This is a genomic window from Pseudoalteromonas sp. A25 (assembly GCF_009176705.1).
Classification (GTDB): Bacteria; Pseudomonadota; Gammaproteobacteria; order Enterobacterales; family Alteromonadaceae; genus Pseudoalteromonas.
The window spans coordinates 3129807-3152031 of record NZ_AP021846.1; the positions used below are offsets into that span (position 1 = coordinate 3129807).

The following is a 22225-nucleotide window of genomic DNA, read 5'->3' on the forward strand; positions in this document are numbered from 1 at the left end:
ATCATACCAATGAGGAATAGTATGAAAAACTTAAAGGCAGCTTTATTGCTTACTTCTTTGTTAAGTGCAGGTAGTGCCATAGCAGCGGATACTGCAACACTACCAGAAACCATCACACAACAAATTGAGCAAGCTCAAGCACAAGGACAAGATGTTTCAGCACTTATTCAACAGCTATTAGCTGCAAACCCTGAACTTGCACAAGGCATTGTTACAGCAGCAATTCAAGCCGTAGGCGCAGACAACGAAGCTGTGGTTAGCCAAGTTATCGCGGCTGCAATTCAGGCTGTTGGCGCTGATAACACAGCCGCAGTTAGTCAAGTACTTACAGCCGCTAAAAACGCAAACGTTAGCACAACAACCGTTGAAACCATTGCGCTTGCAAACAACGTTTCGCAAGATACCGTTCAATCTACGCTTGATTCAGCACCCGCGGCGCAAAACACTGTTGCAGCTGTACCAGCGCAAAACAATGCCAACACAGCAAATAACCCTCAAGCAGGAAGTGGTAGCGCTGGTGATACAGGTGGCGGTAGTGGCACAGCTTCTGGTAACTAATTAAACGCGCCTAAAGCATTTAAATATAAAAGCTTCCACCCTTGGGAGCTTTTTTGCTTTTGCATAACAGTAATGCCTATCAGCCAAAGCGGTCATTACCCTATCATTCAACATCAGCAAATAGCTAGATTATTAACATTACATCTATTGAGAATACAATGAAGTCACTGCGCTTTTCATCCATTATGCTTCTTATGCTTGCCGCCATAGTGGTGCTGGTACCCATTCCACTAGCCAGCAACCGAATTTGGGCCTGGTCTATATTTGTGTTTTGGGTCAGTCTTTTGGTGCTTGCTCACTGCATATTTTGTGCATGGAGAAAAAAAACACTGGTGCGTTATAGGTGGCAATGGGGATTGCTAGGCCCACTGCTCGCGTTTGCGGCTTTTCAATTATTGCAGTTTCTTAACCCTTACACAGCAAACGAACTTATTACCTTTAAAAACGCCACTGACCTTAGTGCAGCATTTAGAATAGGCTCTATTGACCCCTATATGACGCAAACTATGCTAATTAAAACCCTTATGTACACTGGATTTGTTTGGCTTGTAACTCAATATTGCACGGGCCAAAGGGCACTCAAAATATTACTATTTGCAATTGTGCTATCAGCATGCTTGCAAGCTTTTTATGGTACAGTGCTTAACCTACTCAATTTCAGTCATTCACCTGTTTTTGGTTACCCTGAGGGAAACCGAGCTAGAGGCTCATTTGTATATCAAAATCATTTTGCTAACTTTTTAGCATTGAGTTTGTCTCTTGCAATTGGTTGGCTAATATCTGAGCTTAAAACCTCAAAAAGTCGTTTCAAGTTCAAAACCTTCATTAGCGATGCGATGCAAACCTTGCTTAGCTCCAAAATGCTGCTGCGTTTGGCCATTATTATCATGATCATAGGCCTTATTTTAAGTCGCTCTCGCATGGGTAATGCCGGATTTTTTAGCGCACTTATGGTCACGGGTGTATTGGCCTTATTTATATATAAGCGCCCGCCTACCATGCTAAAACCCTTACTTATCAGTATATTTGTACTCGATATGATTATCGTGGGATCTATCTTTGGTTTAGAGAAACTACAGCAACGTATTGAAGACACCAGTTTTGCCTCTGAAACCCGCGATGAAGTGGTAATTGATAGCATGCCTCTTATTCAAAAAAATTGGCTCACAGGCACAGGTGCAGGCACATTCTATACTGCCTTTCCACAGATACAGCCAGCACCTTACACATCTTATTACGACCATGCACACAATGAATATATCCAGTTTATGGTTGAGTTAGGCGTGCCTGTTACCCTATTTTTAGGTGTTTGGGTGCTATATTGCTTGTGGTTGAGTATCAGAACTATGCAAAAACGGAATAGCAAATTACTCAAAGGTGTCGCATTTGGCTGCTGTATGGCGATATTGCATATGCTTATACATAATACAGTTGATTTTAACCTCCAAGCCCCCGCCAATACTATGTTGTTTTTGTTGATACTGAGCTTATGTTTTATCGTCAAGAATATGCCTGAGCAAAATAGATATAAAAAATTCGCAAGCTAGTTACACTTATTTACTAAACAGCCTCCTAGTGTGAGGCTGCTATGTTGCCTTTCTCTTCGTTCCCATTAAAATACGCCCTCCCTAATTATTTGGAAGAAGTAACTAAAAAAACTCGCCTTTGCAGTAGCGACACTAGCAAGCACAAAAAACCCAGCTCGCGCTGGGTTTTTGAGTATTAAATAACAGTAAGCAAATTACTTTTTCTTAACTGCTTTTTTGTTTGGTAAATCAGTGATTGAGCCTTCAAAGATTTCAGCCGCTAGACCAATTGACTCATTCAATGTTGGGTGAGCGTGAATCGTCAACGCTAAGTCTTCACCATCAGCGCCCATTTCAACTGCAAGGCCGATTTCGCCCAGCATTTCGCCAGCGTTGATACCGACCATCGCACCACCAATTACACGGCCTGAATCTTTATCGAAGATAAGCTTAGTTGAACCTTCAGTGCGCGCTGAAGCGATTGCACGGCCAGATGCTGCCCACGGGAATACCGCAGTTTCAATGCTAAGGCCTTGCTCTTTGGCTTCTTTCTCAGTTACACCAACCCATGCAATTTCTGGGTCTGTGTAAGCGATTGAAGGAATGCACTTAGGATCGAAGTAATGCTTCTTACCAGAGATAACTTCAGCAGCAACGTGAGCTTCGTGAACGGCTTTGTGTGCAAGCATAGGTTGACCAACGATATCACCAATTGCGAAGATGTGATCAACGTTTGTCTTCATTTGCTTGTCAGTATTGATAAAGCCACGCTCATCAACCGCTACGCCCGCTTTTTCAGCGTCAAGTAGTTTACCGTTAGGAGTACGACCAACAGCAACAAGTACTTTATCGTAACGAACAGCTTCAGCTGGTGCATTTTTACCTTCGAATGAAACGTATAGACCGTCTTCTTTCGCTTCAACTGCAACAACTTTAGTAGAAAGCATTACGTTAAACTTGTTCTTAACGTACTTCTGGTAAATCTTGATAACGTCTTTATCAGCCGCTGGTACTAGTTGATCAGCAAACTCAACAACGTCGATTTGTGAACCTAGAGCACGGTACACAGTACCCATCTCAAGGCCGATAATACCACCACCTAATACAAGTAGTTTTTCTGGTACATCTTTAAGTTCAAGTGCACCGGTTGAGTCAATTACACGGTCATCTTCAGGGATGAAAGGTAAGTTAACTGGCTGAGAGCCCGCTGCAATAATAGCGTTATCAAAAGTAACTGTAGTCGTACCAGACTCACCTTCAACTGCAATGGTGTTAGCGCCTGTAAATTTACCGTAGCCGTTAACTACTTTTACTTTACGCATTTTAGCCATGCCGTCTAGGCCGCCAGTAAGTTGACCAATTACAGACTCTTTCCAAGAACGAATTTTGTCTAAGTCAATTTGTGGTGCGCCAAATGTTACACCGTGAGATGACATTTCAGCTGCATCATCAATTACTTTAGCAACGTGAAGAAGTGCTTTTGAAGGGATACAACCTACGTTCAAGCACACACCACCTAGGGTATTGCGAGACTCGATAAGTGTAACTTCTAAACCTAAATCCGCAGCACGGAATGCTGCTGAGTAACCACCAGGACCACCGCCTAGTACAACAACTTGAGTTTTGATTTCGTTGCTCATGTTATTACCTTAACTATTATTCGAACGGGACTGTACTCTTTTGAGTATCCGCACCCAAAAATGCCTGCCGCATACAAAAACACCGGTACATGGCAGAGAGAGTTTTTTAAGTGTGCGAAAGTGTATCATCCGCACAAAAAGATGTCCCGCCTAAATAGTAGGCGGGACAACAAATTACATCACTAACTGACGGATATCGCTCAGGTAGCTTGCAAGCGTTACAGTAAACTTGGCTGCCAACGCACCATCGATCACTCTATGGTCGTAAGAGCAGCTTAGCGGCACCATTAAGCGCGGCTCAAACTCTTTACCGTTCCACTTTGGCTTCATCTCAGACTTAGACACCCCTAAGATTGCCACTTCTGGCGCATTCACGATAGGCGTAAATGCGGTGCCACCAATGCCACCTAAGCTTGAGATAGTAAAGCAACCGCCTTGCATATCTGAAGAAGTCAGCTTGCCTTCACGTGCTTTAGCTGAAATTTCCATTAACTCACGAGACAGTTCAATAATGCCTTTCTTGTTCACGTCACGCACTACTGGTACCACTAAGCCATTTGGCGTGTCTACCGCAATACCAATGTGTACATACTTCTTCAAAATCAAGCTCTCACCGTCTTCTGACAATGAAGAGTTAAACGTTGGGAAGTCTTCAAGTGCTTTTGCAGCCGCCTTCATCACAAATACTAATGGTGTGATCTTCACGCCCATTTTCTTCTTCTCAGCCAGCACATTCTGCTCTTTACGGAATGCTTCAAGGCCCGTGATATCTGCTTCGTCAAACTGGGTAACATGGGGGATCTGAACCCAGTTACGGTGTAAGTTAGCACCAGAAAGCTTCTGGATACGAGACAGCTTCTTCTCTTCGATTTCACCAAACTTACTAAAATCAACTTTTGGCCAAGGGATCAAACCTAACTCACCGCCGCCTGCGCTAGCGCCTGACGCTTTGCCAGACTCAACTTGTTTGACCAGCTCTTTAACGTAATTTTGTACGTCTTCTTTGATCACTCGACCTTTACGACCCGTGCCTTTAACTCGAGCAAGATTTACACCAAACTCGCGAGCTAAGCGACGAACCACAGGGGAAGCATGCGCATAAGATGAGTTTGCTTCAAAGTCTTCTTTCACACTCGATGCAGCTGGCGTTGAAGATTTAGGTGCTGCACTTGGCGCAGCTGCAGGTTTTGATTCTGCAGGCTTGTCTGCTGACTTTTTCGGCGCACTGCCCGTCACTTCAAATACAAATACCAACGAGCCAGTAGATACTTTAGCGCCAACTTCAACCTTAACTTCTTTAACGGTACCGGCAAATGGCGCAGGTACTTCCATTGCAGCCTTGTCGCCTTCAACGTTTAAGATTGATTGATCAGCTGCAACGCTATCACCTACTGATACCATCACTTCAGTCACTTCAACTTCGTCACCACCGATATCTGGCACATGCACTTCTTTTAGTTCAGTCGATGCTTCTGCATTAGCAGAGTCAGACTGAGAAGCTGATTGTGGCGCTGAGTTACCTGAAGCATCTGCTGGTGCACCTGCTTCAAAGACAAACACCAAAGAGCCCGTTGATACGTTATCACCAACTGCCACTTTGATTTCTTTGACGGTACCGGCAAACGGTGCTGGTACTTCCATTGCCGCCTTATCACCTTCAACGTTTAAAATTGATTGGTCAGCTTCAACGCTGTCGCCAACTGCAACCATGATCTCGGTCACTTCAACTTCATCGCCGCCAATATCAGGTACATGTACTTCTTTAAGTTCAGTCGCACCAGAGTCAGCAACAGCTGATCCGCTGTTGTCTTCTTTTGGCTCTTCTGATGCTGGTTCATCGCTTTCGCCAGCACTTGCTTCAAAAATCATGATAAGTGACCCAGTTGATACGGTGTCACCTTCACTAATTTTAATTTCTTTAACAGTACCTGCTTGTGCAGCAGGTACTTCCATTGATGCTTTGTCGCCTTCAACGGTGATAAGCGATTGCTCTTCACTCACTGAGTCGCCTACTTGTACGAGGATCTCAGTTACTTCAACCTCATCAGCACCAATATCTGGAACGTGAATTTCGATAGTCATTCGTTCGGCCCTTTATGCGTAAAGTGGGTTAGTTTTTGTAGTATCAATATCAAACTTCTTGATGGCTTCAACTACCACTGACTTGTCTACTTTGCCTTGCTTAACTAGTTCAGTTAACGCTGCTACAACAACATAGCCTGCGTTTACCTCAAAGTGACGACGCAGATTTTCACGACTGTCTGAACGGCCGTAACCGTCAGTACCAAGCACTTTGTACGATGCACTTGGCATAAACGCACGTACTTGCTCAGCGTAGTTTTTCATATAATCTGTTGCGGCAATCGCAGGTGTCTCACCAAGTACAGATGTGATATATGGCACTTGTGCTTCACTTTCAGGGTTAAGCATGTTGAAACGCTCTGCGTCTTGACCATCTCTTGTTAATTCGTTGAATGAAGTCACAGAGAATACATCAGAGCCAATACCATACTCTTCGCTTAGGATTACACCCGCTTTGCGTACTTCATTTAAGATAGTACCTGAGCCCAATAGCTGAACATGTGCTTTGTCGCCTGCATTACTTTCAAGCTTGTAGATACCCTTACGAATACCTTCTTCAGCACCCTCAGGCATCGCTGGTTGATGATAGTTTTCGTTCATCAGAGTTAGGTAGTAGAACACGTTCTCTTGCTCAGGACCGTACATACGACGGATACCGTCTTGCATGATAACCGCAACTTCATAACCGAATGTTGGGTCGTAAGAAATACAGTTTGGAACCGTGCCAGCCTGAATATGTGAATGACCATCTTCGTGCTGAAGACCTTCACCATTTAGCGTTGTACGACCCGCCGTAGCACCTAATAAGAAACCACGCGCTTGTTGGTCACCTGCCATCCATGCCATGTCGCCAACACGTTGGAAACCAAACATAGAGTAGTAAATGTAGAATGGGATCATCGGTAAGTCATTGGTGCTGTATGACGTTGCCGCAGCAACCCATGACGACATTGCACCTAGCTCGTTGATACCTTCTTGCAATACCTGACCTGAAGTCGCTTCTTTGTAGTAAGAAACAATGTCACGGTCTTGTGGTGTGTAGTTTTGGCCGTGCGGATTGTAAATACCGATTTGACGGAATAAACCTTCCATACCAAAAGTACGTGCTTCGTCAGCGATGATTGGCACAATATTTTGACCAATGTTCTTGTCTTTTAGTAATACGTTTAGTGCACGTACAAACGCCATTGTGGTTGAAATATCACGCTTTTGCTCTTGAAGCAATGGTGCAAATGCATCCACTTCTGGCAACGTCAGCTCTTTGGTGAAATTAGGTAAACGCTGTGGCGTGTAACCATGAAGCGCTTTACGACGAGCATGTAAGTATTCGTACTCTTTTGAACCTTCTTCAAGCGTCAAGTACGGAAGATTCACTAACTCGTCGTCAGCAACCAAGTCTTGAAGACCAAGACGCGAACGTAGCTGCTCTACGTGTGTCATGTCCATTTTCTTAACTTGGTGCGCTATGTTCTTACCTTCAGCGGCTTCGCCCATGCCGTAACCTTTTACGGTTTTAGCTAGGATCACAGTAGGACGGTCTTTAGTCTCTTGCGCTGCTTTAAATGCTGCAAACAGCTTAGAAGGCTCATGACCACCGCGCTTAAGTGCGAAGATCTCTTCATCTGTCATATCAGCAACCAGTGCTGCAGTTTCAGGGTAGCGACCGAAGAAGTGCTCGCGCACGTATGCACCATCTTTTGCTTTATATGTCTGGTAGTCACCGTCGATGGTTTCGTTCATCAACTCTAGTAACTTACCCGTTGTGTCTTTAGCTAATAGCTTGTCCCAACCAGAACCCCAAACAACCTTAATAACGTTCCAACCTGCGCCTCTAAATAGGCCTTCAAGCTCTTGAATGATCTTACCGTTACCCATTACTGGGCCATCCAAGCGCTGTAAGTTACAGTTGATCAAGTAGCATAAGTTGTCTAGCTTCTCACGTGCAGCAAATGAAATTGCGCCGCGTGATTCTGGCTCATCCATTTCACCGTCACCTAAGAACGCGTATACGCGCTGGTTCTTAGTGTCTTTTAAGCCACGTCCGTCTAAATACTTTAAGAAACGCGCTTGGTAAATAGAGGCGATTGGACCTAAGCCCATCGATACAGTCGGGAACTGCCAGAACTCAGGCATTAATTTAGGGTGTGGGTATGAAGAAATACCCTTGCCGTCTACTTCTTGACGGAAGTTGTCTAGCTGCTCTTCAGTTAAACGACCTTCTAAAAATGCACGTGCATAAATGCCCGGAGAAATGTGACCTTGGTAATAAACCAAATCACCGCCATCAACCTCATTTGGCGCGCGGAAAAAGTGATTAAAACACATTTCATAGAACGCTGCTGACGATTGATAGGACGCCATATGTCCGCCAAGTTCTAAATCTTTCTTTGACGCACGTAATACGATCATGATGGCATTCCAACGGATAATTGAACGAATACGACGTTCAATGTTTACATCACCAGGATAAGCTGGCTCTTGATCCGCTGGAATAGTATTCACATAGTTGGTAGTCGTGCCCGTTGGCATATCAACGCCGTCTAAACGTGCTTGCTCAAGCACTTGCTCTAGCAAGAACTGCGCGCGCTCAACACCTTCTTCTCTTACTACCGACTCAAGCGCTTGTAACCACTCTTGGGTTTCTAACGCGTCTACGTCAAATTTATTGACTTCAGACATATGGAATTTTCCTTATGTTTAAAATACGAATTTATTATTCAGTTTTAATGTAACCAGCAGGGTTACTGCTGCTTTGTTCGTCGTAAGCTACGCTCTATTCGCGAACGCTCTTTACCCGCTTCAAGCAACGCTTCTTCGATAAATGCTAAGTGCGCGTTACTTGCCAACCGAGCTTGCTCTGGATTGCCATTAATGACTGCTTCCAAAAGCACCTTACGGTGTTGAGCTAACTGCTCACTCACCTCTGATTTTTGTACCAAAACCGTTAAGTTTTGTAATACGTTTTGCTCCAGTAATGACTGCATACCTTTAACCAAATGCAGCAGCACCACATTATGCGACGCCTCTGCCACTGCAAAGTGGAAGGCATTGATTGCTGCTGCAATTTGAGCCAAATCATCCTGTACTTGAGCTATTTTATTAAAGCTATCTTGTACCTTTTCAAAATCAGTATCAGTACCACGCAAAGCAGCATAGTATGCAGCGATCCCCTCAAGTGCATGACGAAACTCAAGTAAATCAAATTGTGATTCAGGGTGCTTACTGATCAAATCAAATAATGGATCAGTGAGTCCTTCTTCCAACTGATTTTTTACATAAGTTCCACCACCTTGACGACGCGTTACCAACCCTTTCGCTTCAAGCTTTTGTATCGCTTCACGCAATGAAGGCCTTGAGACTTCAAATTGTTTTGCAAGCTCTCGTTCTGGAGGTAACTTTTCACCCGGCATTAAAGACCCCTCGAGGATCATATTCTCGAGCTGTTCTAAAATCACATCGGATAACTTCGCTGCTTTTATCTTTAAAGACATTGATCTAACGCCGAATTTCAGTACATCACTGATCGCTACATATGGCGATTAATGATGTCATTAAAACCAAAGGGTAAATTGGTCATACCAAATTTTGGCAATACGTTATCAAAATCAATGAAGGCTGTCAAAAATCTGCGTATAAATACAGTTCAAAGTGAAAGCTTAAAGACTAAACTTTATACAAAAAACTCGAATTGCAAAGGGATATAAAAAAGGTCTGACCAGTTGGTAGGAAAAATTCAGACAACAGAGTACTGAAAGACTTCCAAGAAGCTAACACAAATAGAGTTAACAGAAGCAATCATGCAGTAGCGTAAGCTGTGTTATCGCGTGCAACCATTATCCAGGATAAACCACGTAGATAAAAAAGCTGATGAACATCGCCTTGTTGGGATAGCAAATATTCATCAGCATGTTCAGCTCGACTTTAGTGCATTGGCAGGCGCTCTTTAAAGCCACCATATGCAACCTCAATTACATTTTACGATAGCTTTCAAAAGATGCCGCAAGCTAAGCAACAGTTAAATTGCTAGTTATTTTTTACCACATGGAATGCCAAGTAAATACAACACTTGCAATAAAGAGCCTTCACAAATGGCCGCATCTGCCTGCTCAACAACCTTAGGTTTACCGTGCACAGCGATACCCAGCCCAGCTTGCGCCATCATAATGAGATCATTCGCTCCGTCACCCATGGCAACGGTCTGTTGTTTGTCTAGTTCTAGCTCTTCAGTGAGTGTTGCCACAATCTGCGCTTTTTTTTGGGCATCCACCACTTCACCCAACACTTTACCGGTTAAGCGCTCATCGGCAATTTCCAACTCATTTGCGTAGTAGCCATCAAGTTGCAAAGGTTCTAGTAATGATTCAGCAAACCAAGTAAACCCTCCCGAGGCTATCGCTAAATGCCAATTGTGCTGCTTAAGATGGGCACACAGCGTTTGCACACCCTCCATTAACGGTAGGTTTTCTTTGAGCTGTTGGATCAAACTCAGCTCTACCCCCTCTAGCTTACTGACGCGTTGATATAAGCTTTCACTAAAAGCAAGCTGACCCGCCATGGCTTGCGCCGTGACTTGTGCCACTTCATCATACACATTGGCAAGGCGTGCAATTTCATCAATGCATTCAATCTTTATTGCAGTTGAGTCCATATCCATCACAAGTAAGCCTGGTTTTGCAGTTGTAGGTGGATCAACTAAGATTGCCGCTTGTAGATGCAGCGAATGAGCCGCTTCTCGTAGCTCTTTTTTCAGCTGTTCAGTAACGGTTGGTATATATTGATTATTCACATACACCACTATCGCTTCTGGTAAAGCTGGATGCGGATGATACTGGCATATTGCACTAACCAAAAACTCTGAATCATGTAAAAAAGCCAAAAAGTTCTGCAACTTAGCCGTTGTTAATTGCTCACCAAATAAAGTAATAAATACACCATTTTGGGGATCTGGTGCACATTCACTTAGCTGATATTGTCCATTTTCAATTTGGTACCATTTTGCTAAAGTGAAGATATGAGACAAATCATGATCAGGTAATTGCACAAGGCTAGAGGTTGGCATACATATACTCCTAAGTGACAGACTCGTCCTTTTTAACATCTATCATGGATACTGTCAGCATCCAACGCAGGTAATATGAAAAATACACATGCTATTGATTTACTAAAATCTTCTCGAGGACGTCGCTTAGTTCGGCTGTTAGTTGCTGCGGCATGCTTTATCGTGCTTGCTTGGCTGGGCGTCAACACCAGCTTTGAGTCTCACCAACTGCTGCATAAGCAAGCGGATTTAAATGCTAGAAGCTTAATAAAACAATTTACGTTGAATGCGGCCAAACCAATGGCAGAGGATGATTTGACTCAGTTGGAGACACTACGTGAACACTTAGAGCTTGATGATAACGTGCTTAGCATCACCATATATGATCAGCACGGTACATTGGTTCTGCAAGGGCGTAACGTTGTAGATAGCGATAATATCCATGGCTTACCAACCGATGTGGCGGGGATCAGCAAACTTAAAACCCCCATCGTTGAACCCATCATCTTTGAAGGGCAACCACTTGGTTTTGCCAGTATGATTTATTTAACTAAGTCTGCCATGAGTCAAAGTCATTATCATTTTCATGAGTTAGGGCGAATGGTCTTGGTCATGTTACTCATAACCTGTGTTTTTACTTGGCAAATTGGCCGTGCGCTAAAAGGCTGGGAAGTAAAACGTCAGATACGAAAAAGCGTACAAGAGGACGAATAAATCTGGCTGGCTATTTGCTCTGCACTTTCACTGCGCAAATCGCATAGATGCTCAAAAACGTCAACTAATCTTTGTGGCAAGTTAACCTGACCTTGATAACCTGAAAGTGGCATTGAGGGGGCATCGGTTTCTAATAACAGGCTATCTAAAGGTACTTGGCTAACGACTTGACGTGTTTTTTTCGCTCGTTCATAGCTTATCGTCCCCCCTACGCCGAGTTTGAAGCCCTGATCTATATAATACTGTGCTTGTTGCAGTGAGCCTGAAAACGCGTGGATCACACCGCCATGCTTTGCAGGGCAAGCTTTAAGCGCTTGAGCAATTAAGTGGTGGCTTTGCCTATGGTGCACTATCAGAGGCAGGGACAATGCATTGCTAAGTTTGATATGCTCAACAAATAATGTGAATTGAAACTCTATGTTAGGACGCGTGCCGTCAATACCACACTCTCCAATAGCAACAATATTATCACGGTGAGTCTGTGCTAGTGACTTTAATGCCGATAGCGTCTCTTCGCTATGCTGTTCAATAAAATACGGGTGTAATCCTAAGGCAATTCGGCACTCAGGATAGCGCTTCGCAAATGCCAGCAAAGCGACACTTTGAGGGTAAGTAATACCAGGTACCACAAAACGCAGAACACCTAGCTCACGCGCTATTGCAATGTGAGTATCTAGGTTTTGTTTAAGCTCACTGAAATCTAAGTGGCAATGGCTGTCGATAAAGTGCATGGCAAAAAGTAAAACACAAGTTTATAAACAAGTATATACGCGCTATCTGTGCAAGGTCGAGCGATTGCTCGACCTTGCACATGAAGTAAAGTGACTTAGGGGTTCAACCTATCGACCTGCCACGAACCATCATCTTGTTTTAAGTACATGAAGCGATCGTGAAGACGGTGCTCGCCACCTTGCCAAAATTCAATTTTAGTAGGCTCAACACAGTAGCCCCCCCAGAAATCCGGCAAGGGAATTTTACCTTCAGCAAATTTGGCTTTCATTGAGTGAAAGGTTTCCATCAACGCTTTGCGCGAAGAAACAGGACGAGACTGCTGTGATGCCCAAGCGGCTAGCTGACTTTCTTGCGGGCGAGACAAAAAATACTTAGCCACTGCAGAGCTTGATAATGGCTTTGCTTCACCATACACAATCACTTGGCGCTCTAATTCATGCCAAGGGAAATGTAAACATACTTTATTGTTAGTCTTTATTTCATGCGCTTTGCGCGAGCCCGTATTGGTAAAAAATACAAAACCATGTTCGTCTAAATGCTTTAATAAAACGATACGTTGTGATGGTTGTCCGTGTTCATCAACGGTTGCGACAACCATCGCAGTCGGATCAGCAAATTTTGCTGCAACAGCTTGTTGTAACCAATTTTCAAATTGCGTAATGGGGCTGTCTGCCAACATCTCGCGACGTAAACCACCTTTCGTGTATTCTCGGCGGATATCTTCAAGCTTCATGATTGTTCCTTACAAAAAAGCCGCATAACTGAAGTTTATGCGGCTCTTAGGTTAACATATTTGATATTACAAATAATCAAGCAAATGTTAAGGTTACATTTGCTCCATCACTTCTATACCAAGCAGTTCAAGACCTGTACGCAAGGTGTTAGCCACTAGGTTACACAGCACCAAACGACTATCGCGTACATCTGTTGCCACATCGTCTTTAAGAATTGGACATGCTTCGTAGAATGTCATGTATAAGCTTGCCAATTCATATAAGTATCCACACAATACGTGCGGCGTTGCTTCGTTGATCATTAGATCAAGCACTTCTTCGAGCTGAAGTAGTTTTAGCGCCAAGGTTTTTTCTTGTGGTTCAATAATACTAACCGTCGCATTTAACGTTGTGCTATCAATATCCGCTTTGCGGAAGATACTACGCACACGCGTATAAGCATATTGTAGATAAGGTGCTGTCGCGCCTTCAAAACTCAACATGCTGTCCCAGTTAAAGATATAATCGCTGGTTCGGTGTTTTGATAGATCCGCATATTTAACCGCACCAATGCCGACTTTGCGGGCAATTTCGCTGCGCTCTTCATCTGATAAACCCGTATCTCGGTTAGCGAGTTTTTCGGTTGCGCGACTCACCGCTTCTTCAAGCAAATCAGCGAGCTTAACCGTACCACCAGTACGGGTTTTAAATGGCTTACCATCATCCCCCATCATGGTGCCAAATAGGCTTGGCTCATAAGAAGTTTTATCTTTAAGCAACCCAGCTTTACGCGCTGTTATCTCAACTTGATTGAAGTGTAAGCCCTGGCGTGCATCTACAAAAATTAAGATACGATCTACATCTAACTCGTTTGAGCGATAGTCACAAGCCGCTAAATCGGTGGTTGAATATAAGAACCCCCCACCCGACTTTTGTACGATAAATACTGAGGGCTCACCGTCTTTGTTTGCCAGTTCATCCAAAAATACAACTTGTGCACCTTGGTCTTCAACGGCAATACCTTTTGACTTAAGTAGCTCAATTACACCTGCAAGGCGTTCATTGTATGCACTCTCAGCCATGATATCGTCACGTGTAAGCGTCACGTTTAGTTTTTCGTATACTTCTTCTGAGTGCTTAACTGAGGTATCGATAAACATTTGCCATAGCTTTTTACAATGTGCATCACCACCTTGTAACTTCACAACATAGTTACGTGCTTTATCTGCAAAGCCTTCTTCATCATCAAAACGCTTTTTCGCATCGCGATAAAAACTTTCAAGGTCAGCAAGTGCAACGTTTTCTAAGTCAACACCTTGATTTAACAAATCTTCAAGGTGCGCGATAAGCATGCCAAATTGCGTACCCCAATCACCCATGTGGTTTTGACGGATCACGGTATCGCCACGGAACTCCAATGCACGCACGACAGAGTCACCAATAATAGTCGAACGTAAATGACCTACGTGCATTTCTTTAGCAAGGTTGGGTGATGAATAATCAACCACAACTTTTTTAGCTGGTTGATGCTCAGACACGCCTAGCTTAACGTCTTTATTGGCAGCCTCTAAACTTGCAGATAAAAATTCCGGCTTAAGATGAATATTGATAAAACCTGGGCCTGCAATTTCTGTTTGAGTAGCAATATCGCTTACATCTAAATTATCAATGATTTTTTGTGCAAGCTCGCGTGGGTTTGTTTTAAGTGCTTTTGCAGCGCCCATCGCACCATTAATTTGGTAATCACCGAATTGTGGACGAGTGCTTTGCGTCACCGCTGGGTTGGTGCCCTGTGGAATACCCGCAGCTAACATGGCCGCATTGGCTTTTTCAATTAGAATCGTTTTAATGTTCATACTTTATCCTTTATCTGCGGCCTAGTGTTCACGAGTATGGTGGAACTCAACGTCTGGATAGCGTTCCATTGATAAGTTTAAGTTAACACGACTTGGCGCGATGTATGTTAGGTTGTCACCACCATCTAGCGCTAAGTTAGACTCACACTTACGTCTAAACTCCGCCATTTTCTTCTCATCAGACGAGCTTACCCAGCGTGCTGTTTGTACGTTAACACTTTCGTAAATCGCATCTACGTTGTACTCAGCTTTTAAGCGTGCAACCACCACATCAAACTGAAGTACCCCTACGGCACCTACGATTAAATCGTTGTTGATAAGCGGTCTAAATACTTGTACAGCCCCTTCTTCTGATAACTGTACCAAGCCCTTAAGCAACTGCTTTTGCTTAAGCGGATCTTTTAAACGAATGCGGCGGAACAGTTCAGGGGCAAAGTTAGGAATACCACTAAACTTAAGCTTTTCACCTTGGGTAAAGGTATCCCCGATTTGAATTGTTCCGTGGTTGTGTAAGCCAATGATATCACCCGCAAAGGCATCTTGTGCACGCTCTCGGTCACCGGCCATAAAGGTAACCGCATCAGAAATACTCACTTGCTTACCAATGCGCACATGGTTCATTTTCATGCCTTGGCTGTATTTACCCGATACAATACGCATAAACGCAATGCGGTCACGGTGCTTTGGATCCATGTTTGCTTGAATTTTAAATACAAAGCCCGAGAAGTTGTCTTCGTCAGCTTTTACTTCACGCTCTTCTGTTTGGCGTGGCATAGGCGCAGGCGCCCACTCAGTCAAGCCGTCGAGCATGTGGTCAACGCCAAAGTTACCTAGGGCAGTACCAAAAAATACGGGCGTTAGCTCACCCTTTAAAAAGAGTTCTTGATCGAATTCATGCGATGCACCAATCACCAGCTCTAGCTCTTCACGCAGCTGCTCAGCAAGCTCTGCGCCCACCGCATCGTCAAGCTCTGGGTTCTCAAGGCCTTTTATCACACGCTTTTCTTGGATAGTGTGACCTTGACCCGTTTGATATAACACCGTTTCGTCACGATGGATGTGATACACACCTTTAAACTCTTTACCACACCCAATTGGCCATGATACTGGTGCACAAGCAATATTCAGCTCAGTTTCTACTTCGTCTAGCAACTCCATAGGATCTCGAATATCGCGGTCTAGTTTGTTCATAAACGTCACGATTGGCGTATCACGTAAACGGGTTACTTCCATCAGCTTACGGGTACGGTCTTCTACACCCTTCGCAGCATCAATCACCATCAAACATGAGTCAACAGCTGTCAACGTTCGGTATGTATCTTCCGAGAAGTCTTCGTGTCCGGGAGTATCTAACAAGTTAACCAGTGCATCATTGTAAGGAAACTGCATTACAGAGGTGGTGACCGAGATCCCACGTTCTTTTTCCATTTCCATCCAATCAGATTTTGCGTGCTGGTTTGAACCACGACCTTTTACGGTACCCGCTTTTTGTAGTGCCTTTCCGAATAACAATACTTTTTCAGTAATGGTTGTTTTACCCGCATCAGGGTGCGAGATGATAGCGAACGTACGTCGCTTTTGAATTTCATTGACAATATTAGACATGTAAGCAGCTGTTGCCCTGTGTAGTCGCGGTTGCAATTGCGCGAAACAAATTAAAATTTTGCCGATTATACCTGTTTTACACTGGGCAAAAAAGGCACATGATTGAGTAATTTGTATTGTTCGCAATAACGGTTATTTAGGCATTTAACAACATCTTACTTCGCTATAAGACTTCATAAAGACTTAGCTAACGCATTGTATCTAAAAATAAAAGCCTTACCCTTGCGTATACTGCCACAACAACTTATTGAATAACCAAGCTATGAAATCGCCATTTCCTCAGCGCAAACTTGAGTAATACGGTATATCGACATAAGATTATGTAGGTAGTGTGAGCTGAGTGTTTAACCTTAATCGCATAATAGGGAAGTCACAATAACAATATGAAAGTAGGTAAGTTAAGCATAAAGCTACTGTGCTACATTACGCCACTTGTTGTGCTACCTTCTCTTTTTTTGGGGGGCTTCACCCTCACGACAGTAACAGACTCAACGCAAAAGCAAGCCAATTTAACGGTCAGTAAATTTGTTGAGCAACAACAACAAAAAATACTAAGTTATATCAACGTTTATCAATCAACGACAAAGCTACTCTCATCTTCGCCCGTATTAAGTGATTACTTAATGCATTTCAACACACAAACCGATAAGCAAAACCAGCGTAGCATAGCCTTGCAAAATGTATTTACCAGTTATAGCGAAGCATACCCTGATATATTGAGCATAAACTTGCTTGACCATCAGAGCGTTAGCTTAGCCTATCAGGCAAGTAATTTAAGTATACCACCTAAAAGCTACCCTTTTTTTGAGCGCGTGCGCTCCAGTAATTTAACTCAGCAATACTTTATGCTCCCAACAGATGAAGGAACGACGCACCTCTTTTTTGTACAGCGAGTCCTTGTTAATCACAATCAGGCAGCACAAAAGCAAACATTCTATGTGATTGTTAGAATCGACCCTTCAGTTATCAACTATTCTATTTTTGAGTCTCCGTATACCCATGCACTTAATACAATACTTGATGAAGATGGGAACATTTTATTTAGCTCTTCAGCATCATTAAACCTTATTACACTTAATGAAAGTGAAGTTGATAAAGTAAAGTCTCTTGCCGAAGATGAGGAGTTGACATCCATAAATTTGACCAGTGTGAGTAATGAAAACATCATTGGCTATGCCGTGCAGCTCAGCGATGACTATTATTATTTATCGACAATTCCCAGCCATTTGCTTTATGGCTCTGGTCAGGCTATTAAAAACCTAACCGCCTTAATAGTTATTTTATCCATTGTCGCTTTACCTATACTGATATTTATTGTCGTAAAACGGATTCTCATCAATCCTATTAAGTTACTTGGAGAGGCCAGCCACCGGGTGGGAGATGGCGATCTAAGCGTTTGTTTGCCCAATAAAAATAATGATGAAGTTGGCCAGTTATTTGAAGACTTTAATCATATGGTAAAACAGATCAGAGACTTTCAAGGAGAACTGGAAGATTACAAACAACATTTAGAAGAAAAAGTAGACAACCGCACGTTAGCATTAGAGACAATGAATCAAGAGCTAGAAGTTGCTTATACTCAAGCAGAACAAGCAAATGAGCTTAAAAGCCACTTTTTGGCGAATATGAGTCACGAGATACGCACTCCCCTCACCGCCATCATTGGTTTCACTGAGCAACTCATTCACAATCCCAATACACAATATACTCAGCGCCACCTAGAGACCATGCTACGAAACTCTAAACACCTACTAGAGTTAATCAACAACATATTAGACTTATCCAAAATAGAAGCTGAGAAGTTGGCAGTGGATCAATCAGAAGTTGACTTACAAAGAACCATTAACGATGTTGTTGATATCATCGAGCCGCTATGCGAAAAAAAGGAGCTTTCACTATATGTTAACTACCAATTTCCTCTTCCTCGCACATTGAATAGTGATGCAACCCGATTAAAACAAATATTAATTGATATATGTAGCAATGCCGTAAAATTTACAGCACAAGGTAGTGTTGCAATAGATATCGCATATCAATCATCATCAGAGCATTTTGAGTTTATTGTCACTGATACAGGTATCGGCATGTCAAAAGGAGAAGTCGAGCGAGTATTTAAACCTTTTGAGCAAGCTGATAGTACCATTACGCGGCGCTTTGGTGGAACGGGTTTGGGGCTATGCATTGCCAAAAGCTTAGCTCAGTTATTAGGTGGTGACGTAAGAGTTAACAGTAAACAAGGCGTTGGCAGCCAGTTTATTATTACAATCAGTGCGAATTACCATGGTGTAAAACCAGACATGCTAGAGTTCCTTGAAAAAACAACTGTTAAAGAAAATATTTCGCAAGAGTTTGCAGACATACAGTTCGATGCTCGCGTTTTGCTCGCTGAAGACAACACTGACAATCAAGAGCTTATATGTTTAATGCTCAATATGTGGGGGATAACCCCTGATGTTGTAGATAATGGTGCTCAGGCCGTTGAAAAAGCGCTCGCTAACGACTACCAAATAATTTTAATGGATATGCAAATGCCAGTCATGGGTGGCTTAGAAGCGATCCAAATGCTTCGTCATGCGGCCTATGATGGACCTATCATCGCGCTGACAGCAAATGTGATGAAGCATGACATTGACGCATATTTAAAAGCTGGCTGCGATGCGACCCTCGCAAAGCCTATTGATAGGTTGCAGCTAGGAAAAGTGCTTTTAAAGCACTTACAAATACAAGCTGCGAGCGATTCAAAATGGGATTCACTACTGAAAAGCGAAAAGTTCGCTCAAATAGCACACAACTACAATCAAAAACTACCTAACTACTTAAAACAATTGGAGCAACACTATACTAATCACGATTGGGAGGCGCTGCGTGCTTTAGCACATAGCTTAAAAGGCAGTGCGGGGTGTTTTGGATTTATGAATATTCACAGTGCTGCGCAAACACTTGAAGATAGTTTACGCACCAATGATGAAAGTCGCTGGCACTATGCTATGTTGTCGCTAACAGAGGCCATTAAATACACCATTAAAAAGCAAACAACTAATACTGAAAGCTCCCCTCAGAGCCAAAGTTAAGCGTCTTTGCCATCAAGACTGCATCTTCTTTGCCATTAACGCTCGGATAATAGTCTTTACGTATACCCACCTCGCTAAAGCCAGCCCACTGATATAAGCCTATCGCAGCTTTATTAGACTCTCTCACCTCTAAAAACAAATTCTCCGCACCAGCTTGCTCACTCACAGTCATAAAGTCAGTAAGCAACGCTTTGGCTAGCCCTTGCCTTTGAAAGGTTGGTGCTACACATATATCCATCAGAGTATGATCAGGACCTGCAACTTCACCAATATAAAAGCCAGCTAATTTTTGCTGATTATAAATAGCACCATTAAAATAACGCCCAGACAAACAAGACCGCATGGTATTTTCTGTCCAAGGAAAGTCATGACATGCCTTTTCTATTGTCATTAAATCTACTAACGGTAGTTTAGATAAAATATTGTGTTGTATTAAATTACTCACTGATCAGAGCCCATAGTTGGCGCTTTTGCGCACTGTTTAGTGTTTCTGAAGGGATATACAAACGCCCTTCTTGGCAATACATTTTATCTGCGACAATGACTTCTGAAAAAGCCTGCTCTACAGCCCTATTGATATCCAAAAATAGCATCGCATCAGTATTAAGCGGTTTCTCAAAAGATTCTTTATCAATCGATTGAACGTGCTTTTGAGCCTGCTCATGATCACTATTCAGTGCCATTCGATAACGTGCATTTAATGACAATGGCGTAATATCTAAAATCTCAGCGTACAAAGAATGCATAATAACCTGTGGCATTACGTTTAAAGACATTGGGAATATACTGATTCAAAGGAAAGAAAGCAAAGTAGGAAATGGCAGGGGCGGCAGGACTCGAACCCGCAACCATCGGTTTTGGAGACCGCTGTTCTACCAATTGGAACTACGCCCCTGCAATGTCGACGCATTATAAAGAGGTTTTTGCAAAGGTAAAGAAAAATTATAAAAAACCGGTTCAACTGCCTTTAAAATAAGCAAAAGGGCGAATTTTTAACTATTCGCCCTGTAAACTTGATGGATTTTCAGCTAATCGCTGTTATTCCCATTCGATAGTCGCCGGTGGCTTACCCGAGATGTCATAAACCACGCGCGAGATACCATCGATTTCGTTAATAATACGGTTTGATACCTGACCTAAGAACTCATACGGTAAATGTGACCAACGTGCCGTCATGAAGTCAATTGTTTCTACACAACGTAAAGAAACAACCCAATCATATTTACGTGCATCACCCATAACTCCAACAGAGCGCACCGGTAAAAATACCGTAAATGCTTGCGATACTTTATGGTATAGATCAGCTTTGTGTAGCTCTTCAATGAAAATAGCATCAGCGCGGCGTAATAAGTCACAGTATTCTTTTTTGATCTCACCCAATACGCGAACACCTAAACCTGGCCCTGGGAACGGGTGACGGTAAAGCATGTCATAAGGTAAGCCTAACTCTAGACCGATTTTGCGCACTTCGTCTTTAAACAACTCACGTAATGGCTCTACTAAGCCCATTTCCATATCGTCAGGCAATCCGCCTACATTGTGGTGAGACTTAATAACATGCGCTTTACCTGTTGCAGATGCTGCAGATTCAATCACATCTGGATATATAGTACCTTGCGCTAACCATTTAGCATTTTTAAGCTTACCTGCTTGCTCATCAAATACTTCAATGAAAGTATGGCCGATTGATTTACGCTTTGCTTCTGGCTCGTCAATACCTTCAAGCGCCTTTAAGAATCGCTCTTCTGCATCTACTTTGATGATGTTCAATCCAAACTTATCACCAAACATGTCCATAACTTGCTCGCCTTCGTTTAATCGAAGCAACCCGTTATCAACAAATACACACGTTAGTTTGTCACCAATAGCGCGGTGAATAAGCATGGCCACAACTGATGAATCAACTCCACCTGATAGACCAAGGATAACTTCGTCATCCCCTACTTTTTCTTTAATACGCTCTACCGCATCTTCAATGATCTGCGCAGGCGTCCATAATTTTTCACACTTACAAATATCACTAACAAAACGCTCAAGTAAGCGTTGGCCTTGTTGTGTGTGTGTTACTTCAGGGTGGAACTGTACCCCATAAAAGCGTTTCTCTTCCCATGACATAGCAGCATGAGGGCATGTAGACGTTTTAGCTGTGGTTACAAAAGTATCGGGGATCTGCGCAACTTTATCACCGTGACTCATCCATACATCTAAGAAGTCTGCACCATCTTCAATATGATCTTGGATTTGATCAAATAACTTACAGTTACCCACTTTTTCAACTCTTGCATATCCAAACTCTTTTTTATCAGAGCTATGTACTGAGCCGCCTAATTGTGCTGCCATGGTTTGCATACCATAACAAATACCCAGTACCGGCACGCCTGCATTAAATACATACTCTGGCGCGCGAGGGCTGTTTTCTAACGTCGTTGACTCAGGGCCACCAGATAGAATAATACCTTGTGGGTTAAACTCACGGATCTGTTCTTCGGTAACATCCCAAGCCCAAAGCTCACAATACACACCGATTTCACGGATACGACGTGCGATCAGCTGCGTATATTGCGAACCAAAATCTAAAATCAAAATGCGGGAGTCATGGATATCTTTGCTCATTGATAATCTCGTTAGTTAGGAAACGACAAACTTAGTAAAGCATAAAAACACAGCTTTACTTAAAATTAAGAAGGGCT

17 protein-coding genes and 1 tRNA gene are annotated in these 22225 nt (G+C 43.0%); 5 read left to right on the forward strand and 13 right to left on the reverse strand.

The genetic code is table 11. The features are described 5' to 3' along the window. Positions 1–21 precede the first annotated feature (21 nt). Together GDK41_RS13495 and GDK41_RS13500 are read left to right on the forward strand one after the other, a co-directional pair. Positions 22–558: a hypothetical protein gene (locus GDK41_RS13495; RefSeq protein WP_152086898.1), complete on the forward strand. Its 537-nt coding sequence runs from the start codon at positions 22–24 to the stop codon at positions 556–558. Positions 559–716: 158 nt separating this feature from the next. Continuing rightward, positions 717–2105, forward strand: a complete 1389-nt coding sequence (locus GDK41_RS13500) for an O-antigen ligase family protein (protein WP_172971621.1) — start codon at positions 717–719, stop codon at positions 2103–2105. 194 nt (positions 2106–2299) lie between these two features. Here GDK41_RS13500 and lpdA read toward each other — a convergent pair whose 3' ends face one another. From lpdA to pdhR, 4 genes are all read right to left on the reverse strand, one after another. After that, positions 2300–3724: a dihydrolipoyl dehydrogenase gene (lpdA, locus tag GDK41_RS13505; protein WP_152086900.1), complete on the reverse strand. Its 1425-nt coding sequence runs from the start codon at positions 3722–3724 to the stop codon at positions 2300–2302. A gap of 174 nt (positions 3725–3898) precedes the next feature. Then, complete coding sequence (aceF, locus tag GDK41_RS13510; protein WP_152086901.1) at positions 3899–5806, reverse strand: pyruvate dehydrogenase complex dihydrolipoyllysine-residue acetyltransferase; 1908 nt, start codon at positions 5804–5806, stop codon at positions 3899–3901. A gap of 12 nt (positions 5807–5818) precedes the next feature. Next, on the reverse strand, positions 5819–8485 hold the full coding sequence (gene aceE, locus GDK41_RS13515; protein WP_152086902.1) for a pyruvate dehydrogenase (acetyl-transferring), homodimeric type: 2667 nt from the start codon (positions 8483–8485) through the stop codon (positions 5819–5821). A gap of 62 nt (positions 8486–8547) precedes the next feature. Further along, positions 8548–9297 (reverse strand): pyruvate dehydrogenase complex transcriptional repressor PdhR, encoded by a 750-nt coding sequence (pdhR, locus tag GDK41_RS13520; RefSeq protein WP_152086903.1) that lies wholly within the window; start codon positions 9295–9297, stop codon positions 8548–8550. A gap of 333 nt (positions 9298–9630) precedes the next feature. Here pdhR and GDK41_RS20450 point away from each other — a divergent pair, with 333 nt between their 5' ends. Next, a complete protein-coding gene (locus tag GDK41_RS20450; protein WP_269473131.1) occupies positions 9631–9753 on the forward strand; it encodes a hypothetical protein in 123 nt (40 codons plus the stop codon). A gap of 80 nt (positions 9754–9833) precedes the next feature. On the opposite strand, the gene serB is transcribed toward GDK41_RS20450, so the two are convergent. Next, positions 9834–10865 (reverse strand): phosphoserine phosphatase SerB, encoded by a 1032-nt coding sequence (gene serB, locus GDK41_RS13525; RefSeq protein ID WP_232056467.1) that lies wholly within the window; start codon positions 10863–10865, stop codon positions 9834–9836. A gap of 75 nt (positions 10866–10940) precedes the next feature. Here serB and GDK41_RS13530 point away from each other — a divergent pair, with 75 nt between their 5' ends. Next, positions 10941–11558, forward strand: coding sequence for an AhpA/YtjB family protein (locus tag GDK41_RS13530; RefSeq protein WP_152086905.1), 618 nt, complete (start codon positions 10941–10943; stop codon positions 11556–11558). Here the strand turns inward: GDK41_RS13530 and GDK41_RS13535 are convergent. From GDK41_RS13535 to prfC, 4 genes are all read right to left on the reverse strand, one after another. After that, positions 11525–12289: a TatD family hydrolase gene (locus GDK41_RS13535; protein WP_152086906.1), complete on the reverse strand. Its 765-nt coding sequence runs from the start codon at positions 12287–12289 to the stop codon at positions 11525–11527. The two genes, GDK41_RS13530 and GDK41_RS13535, sit on opposite strands and share 34 nt — an antisense overlap. Positions 12290–12384: 95 nt before the next feature. Beyond that, a complete protein-coding gene (gene pdxH / locus GDK41_RS13540; protein ID WP_197739502.1) occupies positions 12385–13026 on the reverse strand; it encodes a pyridoxamine 5'-phosphate oxidase in 642 nt (213 codons plus the stop codon). A 90-nt stretch (positions 13027–13116) separates the two neighbouring features. After that, positions 13117–14859, reverse strand: coding sequence for an arginine--tRNA ligase (gene argS, locus GDK41_RS13545; protein ID WP_152086908.1), 1743 nt, complete (start codon positions 14857–14859; stop codon positions 13117–13119). Between the two features lie 21 nt (positions 14860–14880). Continuing rightward, positions 14881–16464 (reverse strand): peptide chain release factor 3, encoded by a 1584-nt coding sequence (prfC, locus tag GDK41_RS13550; RefSeq protein WP_152086909.1) that lies wholly within the window; start codon positions 16462–16464, stop codon positions 14881–14883. 383 nt (positions 16465–16847) lie between these two features. On the opposite strand from prfC, the gene GDK41_RS13555 reads away from it, so the two are divergent. After that, positions 16848–19535 (forward strand): hybrid sensor histidine kinase/response regulator, encoded by a 2688-nt coding sequence (locus GDK41_RS13555; RefSeq protein WP_152086910.1) that lies wholly within the window; start codon positions 16848–16850, stop codon positions 19533–19535. Here the strand turns inward: GDK41_RS13555 and rimI are convergent. The 4 genes from rimI to guaA all read right to left on the reverse strand — a co-directional run bounded on the left by rimI (position 19501) and on the right by guaA (position 22148). Next, a complete protein-coding gene (gene rimI, locus GDK41_RS13560) occupies positions 19501–19926 on the reverse strand; it encodes a ribosomal protein S18-alanine N-acetyltransferase (protein ID WP_152087589.1) in 426 nt (141 codons plus the stop codon). The two genes, GDK41_RS13555 and rimI, sit on opposite strands and share 35 nt — an antisense overlap. Before the next feature lie 46 nt (positions 19927–19972). After that, positions 19973–20311, reverse strand: a complete 339-nt coding sequence (locus GDK41_RS13565) for a hypothetical protein (protein WP_152086911.1) — start codon at positions 20309–20311, stop codon at positions 19973–19975. Between the two features lie 42 nt (positions 20312–20353). Next, positions 20354–20430, reverse strand: a tRNA-Trp gene (locus GDK41_RS13570). Positions 20431–20573: 143 nt separating this feature from the next. After that, on the reverse strand, positions 20574–22148 hold the full coding sequence (gene guaA, locus GDK41_RS13575) for a glutamine-hydrolyzing GMP synthase (protein WP_152086912.1): 1575 nt from the start codon (positions 22146–22148) through the stop codon (positions 20574–20576). Positions 22149–22225: the final 77 nt, after the last annotated feature.

What these genes read in the sequence shown, in the direction of transcription:
- GDK41_RS13495 (WP_152086898.1), top strand. Translation starts at nt 22, where the DNA reads ATGAAAAACTTAAAGGCAGCTTTATTGCTTACTTCTTTGTTAAGTGCA.
- GDK41_RS13535 (WP_152086906.1), bottom strand. Translation starts at nt 12,289, where the DNA reads ATGCACTTTATCGACAGCCATTGCCACTTAGATTTCAGTGAGCTTAAA.
- argS (WP_152086908.1), bottom strand. Translation starts at nt 14,859, where the DNA reads ATGAACATTAAAACGATTCTAATTGAAAAAGCCAATGCGGCCATGTTA.
- lpdA (WP_152086900.1), bottom strand. Translation starts at nt 3,724, where the DNA reads ATGAGCAACGAAATCAAAACTCAAGTTGTTGTACTAGGCGGTGGTCCT.
- guaA (WP_152086912.1), bottom strand. Translation starts at nt 22,148, where the DNA reads ATGAGCAAAGATATCCATGACTCCCGCATTTTGATTTTAGATTTTGGT.
- GDK41_RS13565 (WP_152086911.1), bottom strand. Translation starts at nt 20,311, where the DNA reads ATGTCTTTAAACGTAATGCCACAGGTTATTATGCATTCTTTGTACGCT.
- GDK41_RS13530 (WP_152086905.1), top strand. Translation starts at nt 10,941, where the DNA reads ATGAAAAATACACATGCTATTGATTTACTAAAATCTTCTCGAGGACGT.
- rimI (WP_152087589.1), bottom strand. Translation starts at nt 19,926, where the DNA reads ATGACAATAGAAAAGGCATGTCATGACTTTCCTTGGACAGAAAATACC.
- serB (WP_232056467.1), bottom strand. Translation starts at nt 10,865, where the DNA reads ATGCCAACCTCTAGCCTTGTGCAATTACCTGATCATGATTTGTCTCAT.
- prfC (WP_152086909.1), bottom strand. Translation starts at nt 16,464, where the DNA reads ATGTCTAATATTGTCAATGAAATTCAAAAGCGACGTACGTTCGCTATC.
- pdhR (WP_152086903.1), bottom strand. Translation starts at nt 9,297, where the DNA reads ATGTCTTTAAAGATAAAAGCAGCGAAGTTATCCGATGTGATTTTAGAA.
- aceE (WP_152086902.1), bottom strand. Translation starts at nt 8,485, where the DNA reads ATGTCTGAAGTCAATAAATTTGACGTAGACGCGTTAGAAACCCAAGAG.
- GDK41_RS13555 (WP_152086910.1), top strand. Translation starts at nt 16,848, where the DNA reads ATGAAAGTAGGTAAGTTAAGCATAAAGCTACTGTGCTACATTACGCCA.
- GDK41_RS13500 (WP_172971621.1), top strand. Translation starts at nt 717, where the DNA reads ATGAAGTCACTGCGCTTTTCATCCATTATGCTTCTTATGCTTGCCGCC.
- aceF (WP_152086901.1), bottom strand. Translation starts at nt 5,806, where the DNA reads ATGACTATCGAAATTCACGTTCCAGATATTGGTGCTGATGAGGTTGAA.